Origin of the sequence: Roseibium sp. SCP14 (genome assembly GCF_040329475.1) — a bacterium.
Classification (GTDB): Bacteria; Pseudomonadota; Alphaproteobacteria; order Rhizobiales; family Stappiaceae; genus Roseibium.
Window position 1 is genome coordinate 33,649 of the sequence record NZ_JBDZYH010000012.1, and the last position, 17,973, is coordinate 51,621.

A 17,973-nucleotide genomic window follows, 5' to 3' on the forward strand; every position below is an offset into this window, starting at 1 on the left:
ACTCACCCGTTCAATTGCTCATCGAAGGCAGCAACTTCCCGTTCCACCGCGCTGATCACGCTATCCGGCACGGGCATCAGCGAGCCGTCCGGATCTGTGTATTTGGGTGTTGCCGCCAGAAGGGCCCTGGAATAGGGATGTTTCGGTCCGGCAAAGAAGGAACGGACGCTCGTTTCCTCAATGACCTTGCCGGCATAAAGCACGGTCAGCGACTGGCTGATTTTGGAAACCACGCCGAGATCGTGCGTGACAAAAAGCAGGGCGGTCTGATGCCGTTCCTGCATCTCGCGGATCAACTTGAGGATCTGCTTCTGCACGGTCACATCAAGCGCGGTTGTCGGTTCGTCCGCAATGATCAGCTTCGGTTCGGCCGCAAAGGCGGAGGCGATCAGGATGCGCTGCCGCATGCCACCGGAGAGTTCATGCGGATAGGACTTCATGACCCGGTCGGGCGACTGGATGTGAACTTCGTTCAGGAGCTCCAGCGCACGGGCTTCGGCTTCGTCGCGTTTCCAGTCGAGAATATCCACGAGCCGATCCGTAATCTGCGGCCCGACCCGACGGGATGGGTTCAAGGCCGTCAGTGGGTCCTGCGGGATCAGGGCAACCTTGGCACCGATCCGTTGGCGACGTTCCTTTGGCGACAAAGTTTCGAGGTTTTCACCGTCAAGAAGGATCGCTCCGCCGGTGAGCCTTGCAGCCCGCGGCAAAATGCCGAGAACAGCCTTGCCGATCATGCTCTTGCCCGCGCCGCTTTCACCGACAAGTGCGCGAACTTCACCCGCCTCGACGTCAAGGGACACCTTGCGCAGGAGAGGCAGGCCATTGCTGAGCCGGACCGTCAGGTCCCGGATGGACAGGTAATTCATCGCAGCACCGGATCGAAATGTTCCTTCAGGCCTTCTCCAAGCTGGGAAAAACTCAGCACCGTCAGGAAAAGGGCAAAAAGTGGGAAAACAAGCACCCACCAGGCCTGGTAGATCGATGTCCGCCCCTCGGCGATCATGCCGCCCCAGGTCGGTTCATCAGTTGAAATGGAAAGGTTCACGAAGCTCAGGATTGCTTCCACAATCACGGCAATCCCCATTTCCAGAGTCAGCAGTGCAACGATGGTGGGCAGGACATTGGGCAGGATTTCGGTAATCGCGGTGCCAAGGCGGGTGCGCCCGGCCACTTGCGCTGAGGCGACATAGTCCATGGCCCCCTGGCTCATTGCCTCCGCACGCACAACCCGCGAAAACCGGGTCCAGTCGATCACGACGATGGCGATGATAATGGACGTCAGGCCGGTGCCGAGAACCGCGATCAGAAGGATCGCGAAAAGAACGGGTGGAAACGCCATCCAGATGTCGACAAGGCGTGAAATCACCAGATCGGCCCAACCCCGGTAAAAGCCTGCGATCAGACCAAGCGTTGCGCCGACGAGACAGGTCAGTGTTCCGGCGATCAGGGCAACAGTCAATGCAAGCCTTGCGCCGTAAAGCATCCGGCTCAACAGATCACGGCCGAGAGAATCCGTTCCAAGCAGATAGGACGGGTCGGCTCCCTGTTCCCAGAAAGGTGGTAGTCGCGCAGCAAATAGATCCTGCTCCAGCGGATCATGCGGGCTGATCATCGGGGCGAAGACCGCTGCCAGTACAAGCAGAAGCAGCCAGGTTCCGCTCAGCCATAGGCGAAGGCCAGGCAGACGGCGAATTTGTCCACGAGCATCACGCATGGCGCAGTCTCGGGTTCAATGCGGCATAGGTCATGTCAACCAGCAGATTTACGAGTGTGAAGAGCAGAGCGAACACCAGGACGATGCCCTGAATGAGCGGCAGATCCCGATTGATCACGGCATCGATTGCCATGTTGCCCAGGCCTTCATAGGAAAACAGACGTTCGATGATCACGGTGCCGCCGATCAGGAAGGTGAACTGCACACCGATCAGCGTAAGCGTCGGCAGGATCGCGTTCGGCAGGGCATCGCGGGTGATGATCGATGTTTCCGAATAGCCTTTGGTTCTTGCAAGGGTGATGTAGTCGTCATGCATGCATTCCTTCAGCGATTGCTTGAGAAGCTGAAGAATGATGGCTGCCAAGGGCAGAGCCAGCGCGAGTGCAGGCATCAGCATGTGGCCGAGAAGGTCGAGCACGACATCAAACCGAAGACGTATCAGAGCTTCGAACAGGAAGAAGTTCGAATGGAAGTCGAAGCCGAGGGATGGGGATACCCGGCCCGAAATGTGGAACAACGGCCAAAGGACGCCGAACAGCAGGATCAACGCGAGACCCCAGAGGAAATCCGGCAAGGAGAGCGCCATTCCACCTGCAACGTCAATTCCGCCTTCCACCCGGGTGCCGCGATAGAGAGTTGCCGTCAATGCGGCTGTTCCGCCCAGAAGGACCGCGATCATGAGTGCCATGACCGACAGTTCCAGCGTGGCCGGCAGCCGTCCGATCACCAGATCGTAAACCGGCTGCCGGGTCGTGATGGATGTTCCGAAGTCACCTTGCAGCACATTGGTGATCCAGATCCAGAACTGTTCAGGGATGCTCTTGTCGAGACCGTAAAGCGTTTTGAGACGTGCGATGTCCGCCTCGGTGGCGCCGGGGGGAAGCATCATCGCAATCGGGTTTCCCGGCACGATCCGGATCACGAAAAATACGATAACCGCGGCCCCCAGAAGGGTGACAATTGTAGTGGCTAAACGCGTCAACAGCGCACGCACGATTGGCATGATGATGAAAAAGCCCGTTTTTCAGGAAAAAAAGCCGCCGCAGCACCCTAAGGAGCAAGTTGGTGCGGGTACTGCGGCGAAGGCGAGTAGGAAATTTTCCTGAAGTTAGGACCGGGTCATCAGATGCGGCAGAAGTGCACCGGATGCATGCGGGGTCACCTTGACCTTGTCGCTATGCAGTATGGGCTGCACATACTGTATGAGCGGCAAGACCAAGGCGTTCTCTGCAATGTGGCGGTCAACGTCCTTCCAGCCGTCGATGCGCTTCTGCTCGTCGGCTTCACCCCAAAGCGGAAGGATCTTCTGCATCAGCTCTTCGCCGTCCCAGACCGAATGCGGTGACGGGCCGAACATTGCAAAGCCGGTGGACGTGGTCGGATCGCCGATGGCATTGCCCCAGTTGTAGAACGCCGCCGGAGCGAGCGTATCGGCCGCCCGCAATTCGTAATGTTTCGCGATCTCGTAGACTTCGATTTCCGCCTCGATGCCGACCTTGCGCCAGAGGCCGACGATCACCTGAATGATTTCGTAGTCCTTTGGCTTGAAACCACGTGTTGTCTGGATCTTGAACTTGACCGGATTGTCCGGACCGTAACCGGAGGCGGCAAGCAGCTCTTTGGCTTTCTCCGGATCGTACGGCACCGTGATCGACGGATCATAGGCCGTATAATCCGGGGTCTGGAGCGTATCGATGGCAACGCCATAACCGGACAGAAGACGCTCGATGATGGTCTTCTTGTCGATGGCATGGGCCATTGCCTTGCGCACGTTCGGATCGTTCATCGGCTCGACATCATTGATGAAGATCATGCCGATATCGGAGATCGGTGCTGCCGTGCCGACGATGCCGTTCTGTTCCTTCAGCCGGTCGAATTCCTCATAGGGCATCTCCAGAGTGACATGGGCATTGCCGGACATGACCTCGAAGGTTCGGCTGGAAGCGTCGGTGACGAACTTGATCGTGACCGTCTTGAACTCCGGTGCGCCGCCCCAGTAGTTTTCGTTGGCCTTCAGGCGAACGAACGCGTTGCGCTCGAACTTGTCGACCATGTAAGGCCCTGTTCCGATCGGGTTGGCCTCAAAGCCTTCTGGTCCGACTTCCTCGTAATATTTCTTCGGCAGGACATAGCCGGTCAGGAAGCTCATCCACTTGAAGATTGTCGGCTCGTATTCCTTGACGTCCGCGGTGATACGGTTGCCGTCGATCTGGAAGTTGCCGATCTTGCCCCAGATGAACTGGATCGGGTTGCCGGTGTCCGGGTTTCCGGCTCTCTCCAGTGACCAGACGACATCTTCCGGTGTCAGTGGATCGCCATTGTGCCAGGTCACGCCTTCGCGCACATCCATCCAGATCTTGGACTTGTCGTCATTCCAGCCCCATTCGGTGATGATACCCGGACCAAAACTGAGATCGGGGTTTTGATGGATGAACATGTCGAAGACAGACTGATAGATGCCCTGGATCGTTGGGTTCACCGCAGACGGACCGACCGTCGGGTCCCAGCTGGGCAGATTGACGTTGTAGGCGATAACCAGTTCATCGATGTCGCTTGCAAAGGCAGGCGTTGAAACAGCCGTCAGCAACCCGCTGGCGGCCGCACTTTTCAAAAGCGTGCGTCTCGAAACATTCATTGTCACTGTTCCCCATTCTTGTTTTCAGACGCCGGGACTGTTCTTGTTTTCGCTATCCGGCCAGTTTTTGCGCGAGCAGATATCCGGGCCCGGCTCCCGTGCCTGCCCCCGGCCAGACGGCAGCCCCGGTGTGGAACAGGTTTCCAACCGGCGTGCTTCCGTCCGCAAAACCGCGAACAGGCCTGAACATGAAGTGCTGGGTCAGGTGATGACTTCCGCAAATCTGGTCTCCTCCAACCAGATTGGGGTTGTCCGCCTCCAGCATGGCGGGTGTCACAATATGGCGACCCAGAATTTTTGAGCGCGTCCCCGGGGCATAACGCTCCAGAATATCGAGGGCGCGTTCTGCGAACGGTTCGCCTGCCTCTGCCCAGTCGGTGGCTGTGATCTGACCGGCAGCATCACCCCTGATGTCGCCCGGCGCCATGCGAACTTGCAGCCAGAGAACGTGTTTTCCGTCCGGAGCCCGGCTCGGATCAATTGCGGTCGGTTGACCGCATACGATGATCGGCTCGTCGGGAAGAAGGCCGGCCTGCGCCTGGGCGTAGGTTCTGGCCATCTGGTTGAGATCCGGTGCCAGGTGAACATAGGCAAAAGTCTTGAGTTCTTCGCCCGCCTTCCAGTCGGGCAATGAATCAAGCGCCAGATGGATCATCATCGTGCCCGGCGCATGTGCGGACTTCTCCAATCCAGTGTCATAACGCTGGTTGCCGGTGCGGCCCGTCAGTTTCAGGAGGTTCTTGGGCGCCACATTGGCGATCACTGCCTTGCGCGCAAAGATCTTTGAGCCGTTTGCAAGCTCGATGCCCTTTGCCTGGCCATTCTCGACCAGAATGCGAGAAACTTCCGCGTTGCAGGTGAGCGAACCGCCCTTGGCTTCCAGCGTGGCGGTCATCGCCTTGATCGCCGTTTCCGCCCCGCCCCTGCCAAGCACCATGCCGAATGCCTGATTGGCCATGCCTTCCAGATAGGGAAAGAGCGCACCGCCGGCGATGTCCGGGGCAAAATCCAGATGCATTCCCCAGGCCGCAAGCAGGGCGCGGACCTTGGGGGACACAAAGGTCTCGTTTAGCCAATCACGCGGTGACGACAATAGAAAGCGCCCAAGATCCAGAACGCCTGCCGCACCGGTCTTTCGCCACTCTTTAAAGAAGATATATGCAAACGCACGTTTTTTTGCAGGACTGCCAAGGAGGCCGATCAATGGATCTGCGGTGGCCGGAAATTTCGCGCTGAGATCCCGCCAGACTTTTGCGTCTTGAGGGCTGAGAGTCTCGATCCGGCCTGCAGTCGTTTCCATGTCATTGCTGACCCCAAGCCACGATCCGTCCGGAAAAACAGAAGAGAAACAATTGGATGCGGCAACGAACTCCAAACCGTGACGACCAAGTTCGTCACCATATTCCTTGCAAAACCCGGAGCCGGCAAACAGGGAAAGGTTCATGGCCGCCCAGTCATGGCGATACCCTGGAAGGGTATATTCGCCTGTCTTGACCGCTCCGCCCGGGATTGCCGCGCGTTCGAAGACACCAACCTTCCAGCCCTTGGCCGCAAGATGTACGGCGCAGGCCAGACTGTTGTGTCCGCTGCCGATGATCACGCCGTCCAGTGTCTCATCCATCGTGCAAGTCCTTGTCCCCTCGAAATAGATAATTGCAAATACAAATAAATCTGTCTAGCATTGAATTGCGATAACGAGCCGACAGGCCACAGAGGTACAGAGGGAACGAGAGATGTCAGCAGAGAGCGCGCTCAGCGGACTCGGGTCAAAGATCCTGTCCGGCGAGATCGAAGTGGTGGACTGCTCGGGCGTATTGGGACCCAATACTCCCATTCTTCAACTGCCACCTGATTTTGCCAAGAACACCCCCAAGGTCGAAATTCACAAGATCAGCGAATACGATTCCGACGGACCTTTCTTTGCCTGGAACTGGATGGTTCTGGGAGAACATTCCGGCACGCATTTCGATGCCCCGCATCACTGGATCACCGGCAAGGATTATGAGGACGGCTTTACCGACACGCTCAGCGTTCAGCGTTTGGTGGCGCCGGTCAATGTGATCGATTGCTCGAAGGAAAGCGCTGAAGATGCCGACTTCCTTCTGACCGCCGACCTGATCAAGGCCTGGGAAGCCGAACATGGCGAAATCGGCGCCGGCGAATGGGTCGTCATGCGCACCGACTGGGACAAGCGTGCCCACGATGAGGGTCTGTTCCTGAATGCCGATGAAACCGGTCCGCACAGTCCGGGGCCGACACCCGATGCCATCGACTATCTCCTGTCGAAGAAGATTGTTGGTTGGGGAACCCAGTGCATCGGAACGGATGCCGGTCAGGCCGGAGGCATGGAGCCTCCCTATCCGGCACACAATCTTTTGCACCGGGACAATTGTTTCGGTCTGGCATCGCTTGCCAATCTCGACAAGCTGCCGGCAAAGGGTGCGATCCTGATCGCGGCTCCTTTGAAGATCGAGCGGGGCACAGGCAGCCCGATCCGCGCGCTGGCGCTGGTTCCAACAAGAACCTGAGGCCGGCTTCGTGTCCGCACCGCATCTGATCATCGGTTCCGGAATCAACGCCCTAGTCGCGGCAGCCTTGCTGGCGCGCAAGGGCGAGTCCGTGCTTCTGCTCGAGCGTTCGGAGCATCTTGGCGGATGCATGCGGACCGAGGAAATCACCTTGCCCGGATACCGGCATGACGTGATGGCCGCTACTTTCGTGTTGTTTCTGACGTCACCTGCGTATGGCGAGCTGGCGGAAGATCTTGGCCGGCATGGCCTTGAATTCTGCCATACGCCACATCCGACCGCGGTTTTGCGACCGGGTGGTCAGTCGGCGGTGTTGACAATGGATCGAGCGGCGAATGTCGCTGCGTTCGACGCATTGAACAAAGGTGACGGCAAGCAGCATGACGCCGATGTCGGCGGCATCGAAGCGGACGCAGAGTTCCTGTTCGCCTTGCTGGGCAATCCGCTCTGGTCGGGCAAGATGGCCAGGCTCGTCGCCAAGCAGGCGTGGAAGCGCGGATTGAAGGGGCTGAAATCCTGGTTCGGTGATGCGCTTCAACCGGCGCGTGCCTGGCTCGATAACGGCTATCAAAGTGAAACGGTTCAGGCACTTTGGGCACCCTGGGTGCTTCACACAGGCTTGACGCCGGAAAGCACATATTCAGGTCAGATGGGCCGCGTGATTGCATTTGCCCTGGAAGCTGCCGGCGCGCCGATTGCGAAAGGTGGTGCCGGAACCGTTCCTGAAGCCTTCCGGAAGCTGATTGAAGAAAAAGGCGGCGAAGTTCGAACAGGTGTTGATGTCGCGCGTATCGTCGTCAGGAACGGACAGGCCGTCGGGGTCGAGACAGCCGACGGCGAGACAATCGACGGAAAGTCGGTGATCGCGTCGGTCACGCCGACGCAGCTCTACCAGCGCCTTCTGGATAAAACGCACGCGCCCGAAAAGACAGGCAGCTACAGATACGGCCGCGGAAACTTTCAGCTGCACTATGCCCTCGACGGTGAACCTGACTGGATTTCGGATGGATTGGATGACGTAGCCCTTATCCATCTGTGCGACGGCATCGACAGTGTGTCGAAATCTTCAAACGAGGCGGAGCGCGGCCTGTTGCCTGAAACGCCGACCATTTGCGTTGGCCAGCCGCACCGGCTTGATGCGTCCCGTGTCCCCGCGGGAAAAGCCATTTTATGGCTGCAGGTGCCCGATGCACCGCGTGTCATAAAGGGCGATGCCGCAGGCGAAATCGCAACCGGGCCGCAATGGACCGAAGCGGTGCGGGAAGCCTTTGCCGACAGGCTGGAAGGCATCTTGCGCAAGCACATCCGGAATTTCGATCAGATAAAGCTGGCCCGGCGGACCTACTCGCCTGCGGATCTCAACGACCTCAACATCAATCTTGTCGGCGGCGACCCTTATGGGGGCGCCTGCACCATTGATCAATTTTTCATCTGGCGCCCCTTCACCCATTCCATTAATAGCGCCACCACAATCGGGAACCTCCATATGATCGGCGCGTCGACCCATCCGGGTCCGGGCCTTGGAGGCGGCTCCGGATATAATCTGGCGAAGAGGATGGGTGCATGAGTGACGAAGACGGGCTGGAGCTCACTGAAGAGAATGCCCGCGTTCCCCGGCTGGGCGAGATTGGACTTGAGAATTTCCCGCCCTACCTGATGAACCGTATCATGGGGCGTTACAACGCCGCGCTCAGGGATGAGATGGGCAAGCTCGGGCTGACAACGCCCAAGATGCGGACGCTTGCCGTTTTGTCCGTCCTTGATGGTCTGTTGATCCGGGATCTGGCGATTTACGCGGTTGTCGAAACATCGACGCTCAGCCGAGCCCTTGACGCCCTGGAACGCGACGGGCTGGTTCAGCGGGTCACCGACCGGGAAGACAGCCGGGCAGTCCGGATTCACCTGACGTCAAAGGGCCGCGAAACCCACGACATGCTCTGGCCGCATCTGGCAACGGCCTATCAGCAAATGTTTCGCGGCATCAGCGAGGCCGACCAACGGGCGTTCGTGGCGACGTTGCAGGCCATTTTGAAGAACGTGCGCAAGCATCCGATATAGTGACCGCGTAGGGAGGAGCCGATGGCCGAAAGGTCGTTCAAGGCTGAGGTAGAGCATCTTCGCAAAGGAACAGGGGACGTTTTCACGGGCGAGGGCATTCTTGCCATCACCAAGGCGCTCCTGGAAAACGGCGTCGGGTATGTCGGCGGCTATCAGGGTGCTCCCATCTCCCATCTCATGGATGTTCTTGCCGATGCCGAAGACCTCATGGGCGAACTTGGCATCCGGTTCGAGGCCAACGCCTCCGAGGCGGCTGCAGCCGCCATGCTGGCAGCCTCTGTTCACTATCCCATCCGCGGAGCGGTAACTTTCAAGGGATCCGTCGGCGTCAATGTTGCTTCCGACGCTCTGGCCAACCTGGCTTCCTCCGGCGTCAATGGCGGCGCTCTGGTCATCGTCGGCGAGGATTATGGCGAAGGCTCCTCCATCATGCAGGAGCGCTCCTACGCCTTTGCCATGAAGTCTCAATTCTGGCTGCTTGATCCGCGCCCCAATCTGCCATCCATCGTCAAGGCGGTTGGCGATGGTTTTGCTTTGTCTGAAGCAAGCAATTCACCGGTCATGCTCATGGTGCGGATCCGGTCCTGCCATGTGACGGGAAGTTTCGATACCAAAGACAACGTACAGCCACCTTTGTCGGTGAAAGACGCCCTTGCCAATCCGCAGCGTGATTTCAATCGGGTCGTTCTGCCGCCGATGTCTTACGCTCACGAACACGACAAGGTCGACAATCGCTGGCCGGCCGCTGAAAAATTCATTCTGGAAAACAAGCTCAACGAGCGGTTCGGGCCAGACACCGGCAAGGTCGGGATCGTCTGCCTTGGTGGTATGTACAACAGTGTCATCCGTGCCTTGCAGCGGCTCGGATTGGCGGATATCAGCGGCAACACCTCCGTTCCGCTCTACGTACTCAACGTAACCTATCCTCTTGTGAAATCTGACCTTCTGGACTTCTGCGCGGGCAAGGAAGCCGTGCTGCTCGTCGAGGAAGGTCAACCGGAGTTCATCGAGCAGCAGCTTGGCGCGATGCTTTACAAGGAAGGCGCAACCACGCGTCTGGAAGGCAAGGGCATTTTCCCGAAGGCCGGGGAATATACCGGGCAGATCATGTTTGACGGTCTGGAGGCTTTCGTTCGCCGCCATGCACCCGATCTGTTGCCGGGCAAGGTTCTGGCCCCGAACACGCCAAAGCCTGAGCTGCCGGACCTGAGCAAGACTGTGCCGATCCGTCCTCCGGGTTTTTGCACCGGGTGTCCCGAGCGGCCGATTTTCGCTTCGCTCAAACTGGCCGAACAGGAGCTGGGCAAGCACCAGATCACCGGTGACATTGGCTGTCATCTTTTTGCCTGCCTTCCACCGTTTGAAATCGGTGGATCGACCATGGGCTACGGCTTGGGGCCCGCCTCCAATGCGGCGTTTGACGGTGGAGGAAAACGGCGGGCAATTTCGATCCTCGGCGATGGCGGTTTCTGGCACAATGGTCTCAGCTCGTCCATCGGCAACATGGTGTTCAACAAGTCCGACAGTGTTGCGATCATTGTCGACAATTATTATTCGGCTGCGACCGGCGGGCAGGATGTCCCGTCGAGCCGTGCCGAAAACAAGACCAAGTCGACCAACAATCCGATCGCAAAAGCTCTTGCGGGTGCGGGTGTGGAGTGGATCCGCCAGATTGACCGCACCTATGACGTCACCAAGATGCGCGAGACCATTCGCGAGGCCTTGACCACGGATTACAGCGGTCCGAAGGTGATTGTTGCCTCGTCGGAATGCATGCTCAATCGCCAGCGGCGGGAAAAGCCGCAGCGCAACAAGGCCATCGCCAACGGGCAAAGGGTCGAGCAGCCGCGTTTCGGCGTCGATCAGGATGTCTGCACGGGAGACCACGCTTGCATTCGCCTGTCAGGTTGTCCTTCCCTGTCACTGAAGACGCTCGATGATCCGCTGCGTGATGATCCGGTCGCGCATATCGATCAGTCCTGTGTCGGCTGCGGCAACTGCGGTGAGGTCGCAGATGCCGCAATTCTGTGTCCATCCTTCTACGAGGCGCGGGTGGTTCACAATCCGTCCGGCTTTGAAACCTGGCTGTCGGGCGTGCGAAAGAAAATCATCTCCTGGCTTCAGGAGCGCCGGGCCAGCCGTCGCCTGACCTTCACCGGGGAGGGCGTCTGATGTCTTTAGCTTTGCCACTTGATGCTCAGCCGACTGATCCTGCCCTGGACGGCATCATCAAACTTGCCATTCTTGCCGTCGGCGGACAGGGCGGCGGTGTCCTGACCAACTGGATCGAGTCCCTTGCCCGCGCGCAAGGATATCACTGCCAGGCAACGAGTGTTGCCGGTGTCGCGCAGCGAACTGGGGCCACCATCTATTATATCGAGATGGCACCGGGTGATATTGCTTCGCCGGTGTTCTCGCTGGCGCCTTCCGCAGGTGATGTTGACATCATGATCGCAGCGGAGCTGATGGAGGCTGGGCGTGCCATCATGCGCGGGTTTGTAACCCCGGATCGCACCACCTTGATCGCATCGACCCACCGGATGTTGGCGGTGTCGGAGAAAACGGTGCCCGGTGATGGCATGGCGTCGTCCGATGAGGTGAAGGCTGCGGCAGAGGTTGCTGCGCATAAGCTCATACTTGCTGACATGGACGTTGCGGCCGTCAGTGTTGGGTCGGTGATTTCTGCGTCTCTGTTCGGGGCCCTCGCCGGCTCCGAAGCGCTGCCGTTCGAGCGCGCGGCATTCGAAGAGGCAATTCGCGCGAGCGGCAAAGGGGTTGATGCCAGTTTGCGGGCATTTGCTGCAGGATACGAGCTTGCGCAAAGCGGTGAGCCGGCCCCGGCTGACGAAGTGCCTGTCGCCAGTCAGGAAATCGTTGCACCCAAAGGTCCTCAGACCAGTCAGAACGCATGGGCGAAACTGGAGGCGCGTATTGCAGCACTGCCTGAACCGGTTCGGGAGATGGCGCGGGCAGGGCTTGTGAAAGTCGTCGATTTTCAGGACGACACCTACGGTAAAGAGTATCTGGACCGAGTTGAGGTACTCATACGCCTGGACAGTTCCGACAAGGGCTTCGAGTTGTCCCGGGAAGCCGCGAAATACATCGCAAACGCGATGGCCTATGACGACGTGATCCGGGTTGCCGATCTGAAGACGCGGGCACAGCGGTTTGACCGGATCGAGAACGAGATGCGGGTAGGCGACGAGAAGGTGATGCAGCTGATCGATTACCTTCATCCTCGCGCTGAGGAAATCGTCGGTCTTCTTCCGGAAAGAACAGGCCGTAAGCTGGAAAATGACCCGGCCTGGATGAAACGGATCGACCGCTGGTTCAATCGGGGGCGCCGAATTCGCACCGACAGTCTGCGCGGATTTGCCATGCTCTATTTCCTTGGTGGATTGAGGGGGTGGCGGCGCAAAACTCTCAGGCACAGGATGGAGCAGGATCACCTGGAGGACTGGCTGAAGATGGTCTCAGGCTATCTGCCGGATCGTTATGACATGGCCGTCGAGATTCTCCGCTGCCGCCGCCTGATCAAGGGATATTCAGACACGCACGCGCGCGGCCTGTCGAAGTTCGACAAGGTTCTGTCGGGGGCAAGACTGGTTGAAAGCCGGGAAGACGGGCCGCAATGGGTCGCGCGTCTGCGCGAAGCTGCGCTTAAGGACGAAAAAGGCACCGAGCTGGATGGCGCGCTGAAAACCATCGAGAGCTTTGTGAACTGAGCTGAACGTGACCTTAAGATGTTTGCGGGACCGGCTGTCCCGCGAGCCTCAATTGACTGATGAGCTTCAACTGCAGCGGCTCATCATCATCTCGTCCCGATCTCATAGTCGAGGTGAATGTCTTCCGGTTCTTCCTCGAACAGCGCCGGGTCCGGCTCAATGAGAACCCGGCATCCGAGACCAAGATAGAATTTGACGGTATTTTCGGTAGGTGTCGCAGAAATATACAGCCGACCTGCACCGCGTTTCCTGGCTTCTGTGGCTGCAGCGTCAAACAGCTGCTTGCCCAATCCCTGGCCTCTGTGACGACTTCCAACATGTAGAAATTTGAGTTGGAGGAAGTCCGAATTGTCGCCAAACAGCTGATTCCCGAGAACTGCAATGCCGATCAACTGGTCCGTGTCGAACAGACCGCAGAACCAGTCTCCGCCGTCATAACCGGTTTCAAACGCAGGAGTTGTCGCCTTCACCATGGCCGGCGACCAGCCCGGGACATCGATATGTTCTGGTTTCAGAACCAGTGCCCCGTTTTCCATCACAAAGCTTGCTTCGATCACTTCGGAGCGGTCAATCGTCCAGATGTCGTTTAGCTCTGCTCGTTTGAGTTCTCTTGTGGTGATCATGAAAACTTTTGAAATCCCTAACTGAAATCGCCCAGATAAAAGACACCGGTTTCGCGCAACAGGGCATGTACCTACACCTGTGCGGCGAAGCAATAAGGCTCTTGAGCCATCACTCCATCTTCCAGCCGATTCCGGAGAGGTCGCGGTTAGGTTCAAGTTCTTGCAATGCCCTTGGTCAATTCTGGCGCAAAGGGGCTGGCAGTGTGGGCGAAACCCGCTGTCTGCCCGGTGTCAGTTTCCGCGGATCGATTTGCTCAGAACGTCAACAAGCTCGCGCGTTGCATCTTCCGTTGTCTGTACCCCGGGTGACAGCCGGAGGGTTGCGCCTCTGATATCTGCTGAAAATCCGGCCTGGTCCAAATCCGCAAGAGTGCCGGCAGCGACCTTTTCAGAACTCATTTCAAACATCAGGCTGCCACCGCGTTCCTGCTGGTCACGGGGCGTCAGAAGTTTCATTCCAAGCGTATCCCCACCATTAATCAGGATGTCGCAAAGCAGGCGATTGTGATGCAGCAAGTCGGCACGATCTGTTGCTGCATGCCATTTCAATGCCGGAACGGTTGCTGCCGCAGGCAGGATCGCAGGTGTTCCGTTGTCGAACCGGCGAATGTCGGGCGCATAGTCAAACCGGCCGATATCCCAGTTGAAGGGATTGTCCTGACTGAACCAGCCACGCAGATCCGGCTCGCATTCTTCAATCAGGTCCGGGCGCACATACAAGATGCCGGCCCCAGGCGTTCCGCACATCCATTTGAGGCTTGTGGAAACCGCAAAATCGACGTCCGGCTCGTTTACCGAAAAGGGCAGGAGGCCGGAAGCCTGAGTAATGTCCACGCCGATGAGACTTCCCATGTCGCGCCCATGGGCAGCAAGGCGGTCGAGATCAACACGGTGGGAGGAGGTTGAACTCACCCAGGTGATGAGCGCAAGGGCAACGTCCTGGTCCCACTCCGCAATCATGTCCTCATCGGCAACCCAGTTCACCCCCTGTCTGGGATGCACCGTCTGAAGCTCAAATCCCAGGCGTTCCTGCAGTTTTGCCAGCAAAAAGTGGTTGGACGGAAAACAGTCCGCTGCAACCAGGACTTTCCGGCCCTTCAGCCGATTGGTCGGAAGAGCGGTCAGCAACATGTGCACCCCCTGGGTGACATTCTCGCAGGTGGTGGTTGATCCGGAGGGGGCGTCGATCAATCCTCGCCAAAGGTTGATGAATTCGGCGCGTTTGCCGAGCAGGTAGGACCACTGCTGATCATCGGGAGCGCTCCAGACCGCTGCCAACTCCGCCATGGCCGAGCTCAAGTCGGATTCCTTGCCGGGATACTGGCCGATGGAATGATAGAGGAAGTAACCTTCATTCCTGACAGTCATGCGTTCCTCCAGTTCAGTTGCGTATCGGCAATTTCCGTTTTTGACGTTGCCATCGGTATTGACCCGTAGGTAGTAATTCGTATACAGTTTTTGAAATAGTTCAAGCTTAAAGAACTTGTTTCCTGCCGATATTGGCACTTGTATATGAAGGTTTGCGGGTCAAACGTAGACCTATTGTATACAGTTTGCCGGTGATTGGTTGCAGTGAGGGAGGGGTAAAATAGCAATCCTGAAATCCTCTTCGGTTTCTGCTGCCGGGCAGAGCACAAGTGTTCAGATCCACGATGTTCTGGTAGGGCGCATTCAGCGGGGCGAGATCAGTCCGGAGGAAAGACTGGTCGATACCGCAGTCGCATCCGAGTTTGGTGTATCCCGGATGCCCGCACGCGACGCGTTGATGCGACTGGCGCATGAAGGTTATCTGGAACCGACAACGCGCGGGTTCATCTTGCCCAGGCTCGACCATGTCGAAATTCTGGAAATCTTCGATCTTCGCCGGCTGCTTGAACCGCGTGCTGCTGCGATGGCGGCGCAGGGTCTGTCGGAAGAAGAGCTCGTTGCGCTGGAAGAAACGTTGAATGATGCCCGTAGCGCGATGGCGGAAGGCGATCAGGAAAGGCTTTTTCGTGCCTGCGAGATCTTCAGGAACGGATGGATTTCGGCGGTCTCGAATTCTTCGCTTCGCAAGGCACTTCACCGTTACATGACACAGGTGCAGGCTGTTCGCATGATGACCTTTGCCGACCCTGCCAATCACCCGCTTATCGTCGAAGGGAACTCCCGGCTCTTTGATGCATTCCGTCAGCGCGATGCGGTCGCAGCAAGTGATCGGATAATGCGTTTCGTCTTCGACGGCGAGGCGGCCTATCTCGCTGCGCATGAGGGCATGCAAAAAGACCAGTCAACTTCCTTTAGTCAGTCCGACTAATGCAAGCACAGACAGCACAATGATGGATCAAGAATGATGGAAACCCGCGCTGAAATGCGATTGCCGACAGAAGATCTCAGCAAGGATCTGCCGTTCTTTACCAAAACGCTGAAGATGCGGTTGGACATGATCTATCCGGCGGACAATCCGGAAATTGCGGTGTTTTCCGGACATGGCCTACGGGTACGTGTTGAAAAGGGAGCGCCGGAAGGGCCGGGCACCTTGCGGCTGTTGACCGAGAACCCGGATGAGTTTGCGGGCGGGGAACGTCTGCTCGTTGCTCCCAATGGCACACGGATCGAGATTGACGAGCTGAACCCGCCACTGGTGATGCCGGAAACCAGTCACTCCTTTGTGGTGCGGCGATTGGCAGATCAGGCGCCGTGGGTGATCGGCCGCGCGGGTATGAGTTACCGGGACCTCGTGCCTTCACGGCTCGGCGGAGCGATGATCGCCTCCCACATCAGGGTCCCGGATGGACCGGTGCCGGACATGGTTCATTTTCACAAGGTCGGCTTCCAGCTGATTTTCTGCGTGCGCGGCTGGGTCGACGTTCTTTATGAAGATCAAGGGGGCATGCGCCGGCTGCATGCAGGTGACTGTTTCATTCAGCCACCCGAAATTCGACACCGTGTCATGCATGCCGCCGACGGTATCGAGGTGGTGGAGATCGGCGTGCCGGCCGAGCACATCACAGAAATCGATCATGAGATGACCCTGCCGACGCCGGTTGAGCGTCCGGACCGGGAGTGGCAAGGCCAGAAATTCGTGCACAGTCTGGCAAGGGACGGGGCCTTCGAGCCCTTCCGCATCCCAGGCTTTGAAGCACGGGACACGACGATTTGCGACAATACCAAGGGCGTCGCGTCTGTTCTGGTTGCACGGCCGACCGTTGAAGATGCGCCTTGGACACGTCACGATTGCGATATTCTGTTCAACTTTGTGCTGTCAGGCGAAATGACACTCGAGGGCGAAGGAAAAGACCCTTACCGCCTGTCAGCCGGAGACGCCTTCGTAATCCCGCCCAATATGGCGACGCGGTACACAGGCGCAACAACCGACCTTGAACTGCTCGAAGTCAGTTTGCCGGGGCGGTTCGAAACCGAGATTCTGCGCGATTAAGCCTGTCAGGGAGGAAATGAACAGGCGTGCGGAATGAAATGAACAAGCGATGAGGGGAATAAGCATGAGGAAGTTGACTACAATTGCTGCGCTCGCAGCGTTGCTCGGTACCAGTTCCTTGGCCTATGCGGATCAGACCAAGATCGGTGTCCTGATGGACATCACGGGACCGATTGCCAATTTCATTCCACCGCTGCAGAACGCTGCGAACCTTGCTGTGAAGCAGGTCAATGAGCAGGGAGGCCTGCTCGGTGGTGAAGTGGTTGCCGTCTACGGCGACACCACCGGCACCGCGCAAGGCGCGGTAGATGCGGCCCAGAAACTGGTCAATATCGAAAACGTGCCGATTGTCATGGGCTCGCTTATGTCGGGCACGACCATTGCAGCGGCTGAAGCGGCAATCATTCCTGCCGGAGTCGCGCAGATTTCACCAACTGCCACATCTCCTGCAATGACTGATCTCGAGGATGATGGTCTCGTCTTCCGTATCGTGCCGTCCGACAACTATCAGGGTGAGATCCTGGCCAAGATGGTTCTCGATGAGGGTCTCAACAAGGTTGCCGTCACCTATGTGAACAACGATTACGGTGTCGGCATCGGCCAGACCTTCATGGAAGCCTACAAGAAGGCGGGCGGCGAAATCGTTGCCGAAGCCAAGCACGAGGAAAAGAAGGATTCCTACCGCTCCGAACTTGCAAGCCTTGCCAAGGGAGACGCAGAGGCATTGGTCGTGATTGCCTATGCGGGCGATTCCGGCGGCAAGATCGTCCGGCAGTCTATTGAAGGTGGTCTCTTTACCAAATTCGTCGGAACGGACGGATTGCGTGATGAGTTGCTGATCAAGAATGTCGGTGCGGATGCCCTGAAGACCTCCTTCTTCTCGTCCCCGACTTCACCGGCAGAAAACCCGGCTCAGAAAACGCTTCACGACGCATTCAACGCCGAATATGGCGAAGGTGCCGACAAGGCCTTCGTGGACCAGACCTACGACGCGACGTTCCTTGCCCTGCTTGCAATCGAGAAGGCAGGCTCGACCGACCGCGCGAAGATGGCAGAGGCATTGCGTGAAGTGGCCATGGCTCCGGGTGAAAAAGTCGGCCCGGGTGAGTGGGCCAAAGCCGTTGCCCTGATCAAGGAAGGCAAGGACATCGACTACGACGGTGCCAGCGGCACGGCGGAGTTCGATGAGAACGGCGATGTTGGCGGCTATATCGGCAAATTTGTTGTCGATGGTGACGGCTATAAGCAAATTGCCATCATCGAATAAGC

Annotated in this window: 15 protein-coding genes; 8 read left to right on the top strand and 7 right to left on the bottom strand. The window is 57.9% G+C overall.

What is annotated here, in order from left to right; translation table 11 throughout:
- Positions 1–2: 2 nt before the first annotated feature.
- From ABLQ08_RS29670 to ABLQ08_RS29690, 5 genes are all read right to left on the bottom strand, one after another.
- A complete protein-coding gene (locus tag ABLQ08_RS29670; RefSeq protein WP_352950089.1) occupies positions 3–869 on the bottom strand; it encodes an ABC transporter ATP-binding protein in 867 nt (288 codons plus the stop codon).
- The gene (locus tag ABLQ08_RS29675; RefSeq protein ID WP_352950091.1) at positions 866–1,717 is read right to left on the bottom strand and encodes an ABC transporter permease; all 852 of its coding nucleotides are present in this window, start codon (positions 1,715–1,717) and stop codon (positions 866–868) included. Before ABLQ08_RS29675 ends, ABLQ08_RS29670 begins: the two co-directional genes overlap by 4 nt.
- On the bottom strand, positions 1,710–2,720 hold the full coding sequence (locus ABLQ08_RS29680; RefSeq protein WP_352950093.1) for an ABC transporter permease: 1,011 nt from the start codon (positions 2,718–2,720) through the stop codon (positions 1,710–1,712). Before ABLQ08_RS29680 ends, ABLQ08_RS29675 begins: the two co-directional genes overlap by 8 nt.
- A gap of 105 nt (positions 2,721–2,825) precedes the next feature.
- On the bottom strand, positions 2,826–4,352 hold the full coding sequence (locus tag ABLQ08_RS29685; protein ID WP_352950095.1) for an ABC transporter substrate-binding protein: 1,527 nt from the start codon (positions 4,350–4,352) through the stop codon (positions 2,826–2,828).
- Between the two features lie 52 nt (positions 4,353–4,404).
- The gene (locus ABLQ08_RS29690) at positions 4,405–5,973 is read right to left on the bottom strand and encodes a phytoene desaturase family protein (protein WP_352950096.1); all 1,569 of its coding nucleotides are present in this window, start codon (positions 5,971–5,973) and stop codon (positions 4,405–4,407) included.
- 112 nt (positions 5,974–6,085) lie between these two features.
- Here ABLQ08_RS29690 and ABLQ08_RS29695 point away from each other — a divergent pair, with 112 nt between their 5' ends.
- From ABLQ08_RS29695 to ABLQ08_RS29715, 5 genes are read left to right on the top strand one after another with little or no spacing between them, the layout of a single operon-like run.
- Positions 6,086–6,880 carry a cyclase family protein gene (locus tag ABLQ08_RS29695; protein WP_352950098.1) on the top strand — a complete coding sequence of 265 codons (795 nt, stop codon included), beginning with the start codon at positions 6,086–6,088 and terminating at the stop codon, positions 6,878–6,880.
- A 10-nt stretch (positions 6,881–6,890) separates the two neighbouring features.
- Positions 6,891–8,447 (top strand): phytoene desaturase family protein, encoded by a 1,557-nt coding sequence (locus tag ABLQ08_RS29700; RefSeq protein WP_352950100.1) that lies wholly within the window; start codon positions 6,891–6,893, stop codon positions 8,445–8,447.
- Complete coding sequence (locus ABLQ08_RS29705) at positions 8,444–8,938, top strand: MarR family winged helix-turn-helix transcriptional regulator (protein ID WP_352950102.1); 495 nt, start codon at positions 8,444–8,446, stop codon at positions 8,936–8,938. Before ABLQ08_RS29700 ends, ABLQ08_RS29705 begins: the two co-directional genes overlap by 4 nt.
- 21 nt (positions 8,939–8,959) lie before the next feature.
- On the top strand, positions 8,960–11,110 hold the full coding sequence (locus ABLQ08_RS29710) for an indolepyruvate ferredoxin oxidoreductase subunit alpha (RefSeq protein WP_352950104.1): 2,151 nt from the start codon (positions 8,960–8,962) through the stop codon (positions 11,108–11,110).
- Positions 11,110–12,663: an indolepyruvate oxidoreductase subunit beta family protein gene (locus ABLQ08_RS29715; protein ID WP_352950106.1), complete on the top strand. Its 1,554-nt coding sequence runs from the start codon at positions 11,110–11,112 to the stop codon at positions 12,661–12,663. The genes ABLQ08_RS29710 and ABLQ08_RS29715 overlap by 1 nt, the downstream gene beginning before the upstream one ends.
- An 86-nt stretch (positions 12,664–12,749) precedes the next feature.
- Here the strand turns inward: ABLQ08_RS29715 and ABLQ08_RS29720 are convergent, their stop codons facing one another.
- Both ABLQ08_RS29720 and ABLQ08_RS29725 read right to left on the bottom strand, forming a co-directional pair.
- A complete protein-coding gene (locus ABLQ08_RS29720; RefSeq protein ID WP_352950108.1) occupies positions 12,750–13,286 on the bottom strand; it encodes a GNAT family N-acetyltransferase in 537 nt (178 codons plus the stop codon).
- Between the two features lie 231 nt (positions 13,287–13,517).
- A complete protein-coding gene (locus tag ABLQ08_RS29725) occupies positions 13,518–14,654 on the bottom strand; it encodes an aminotransferase class V-fold PLP-dependent enzyme (RefSeq protein WP_352950110.1) in 1,137 nt (378 codons plus the stop codon).
- Positions 14,655–14,931: 277 nt separating this feature from the next.
- On the opposite strand from ABLQ08_RS29725, the gene ABLQ08_RS29730 reads away from it, so the two are divergent.
- From ABLQ08_RS29730 to ABLQ08_RS29740, 3 genes are all read left to right on the top strand, one after another.
- Complete coding sequence (locus ABLQ08_RS29730; RefSeq protein WP_352950295.1) at positions 14,932–15,582, top strand: GntR family transcriptional regulator; 651 nt, start codon at positions 14,932–14,934, stop codon at positions 15,580–15,582.
- A gap of 33 nt (positions 15,583–15,615) precedes the next feature.
- Complete coding sequence (locus ABLQ08_RS29735; protein WP_352950112.1) at positions 15,616–16,704, top strand: cupin domain-containing protein; 1,089 nt, start codon at positions 15,616–15,618, stop codon at positions 16,702–16,704.
- 64 nt (positions 16,705–16,768) lie between these two features.
- Positions 16,769–17,971 carry an ABC transporter substrate-binding protein gene (locus ABLQ08_RS29740; protein ID WP_352950114.1) on the top strand — a complete coding sequence of 401 codons (1,203 nt, stop codon included), beginning with the start codon at positions 16,769–16,771 and terminating at the stop codon, positions 17,969–17,971.
- Positions 17,972–17,973 lie beyond the last annotated feature (2 nt).

Excerpts from the sequence above, each read along its gene's own strand:
- ABLQ08_RS29670 (WP_352950089.1), bottom strand. The coding sequence starts at position 869 with ATGAATTACCTGTCCATCCGGGACCTGACGGTCCGGCTCAGCAATGGC.
- ABLQ08_RS29675 (WP_352950091.1), bottom strand. The coding sequence starts at position 1,717 with ATGCGTGATGCTCGTGGACAAATTCGCCGTCTGCCTGGCCTTCGCCTA.
- ABLQ08_RS29680 (WP_352950093.1), bottom strand. The coding sequence starts at position 2,720 with ATGCCAATCGTGCGTGCGCTGTTGACGCGTTTAGCCACTACAATTGTC.
- ABLQ08_RS29685 (WP_352950095.1), bottom strand. The coding sequence starts at position 4,352 with ATGAATGTTTCGAGACGCACGCTTTTGAAAAGTGCGGCCGCCAGCGGG.
- ABLQ08_RS29690 (WP_352950096.1), bottom strand. The coding sequence starts at position 5,973 with ATGGATGAGACACTGGACGGCGTGATCATCGGCAGCGGACACAACAGT.
- ABLQ08_RS29695 (WP_352950098.1), top strand. The coding sequence starts at position 6,086 with ATGTCAGCAGAGAGCGCGCTCAGCGGACTCGGGTCAAAGATCCTGTCC.
- ABLQ08_RS29705 (WP_352950102.1), top strand. The coding sequence starts at position 8,444 with ATGAGTGACGAAGACGGGCTGGAGCTCACTGAAGAGAATGCCCGCGTT.
- ABLQ08_RS29710 (WP_352950104.1), top strand. The coding sequence starts at position 8,960 with ATGGCCGAAAGGTCGTTCAAGGCTGAGGTAGAGCATCTTCGCAAAGGA.
- ABLQ08_RS29715 (WP_352950106.1), top strand. The coding sequence starts at position 11,110 with ATGTCTTTAGCTTTGCCACTTGATGCTCAGCCGACTGATCCTGCCCTG.
- ABLQ08_RS29720 (WP_352950108.1), bottom strand. The coding sequence starts at position 13,286 with ATGATCACCACAAGAGAACTCAAACGAGCAGAGCTAAACGACATCTGG.
- ABLQ08_RS29725 (WP_352950110.1), bottom strand. The coding sequence starts at position 14,654 with ATGACTGTCAGGAATGAAGGTTACTTCCTCTATCATTCCATCGGCCAG.
- ABLQ08_RS29735 (WP_352950112.1), top strand. The coding sequence starts at position 15,616 with ATGATGGAAACCCGCGCTGAAATGCGATTGCCGACAGAAGATCTCAGC.
- ABLQ08_RS29740 (WP_352950114.1), top strand. The coding sequence starts at position 16,769 with ATGAGGAAGTTGACTACAATTGCTGCGCTCGCAGCGTTGCTCGGTACC.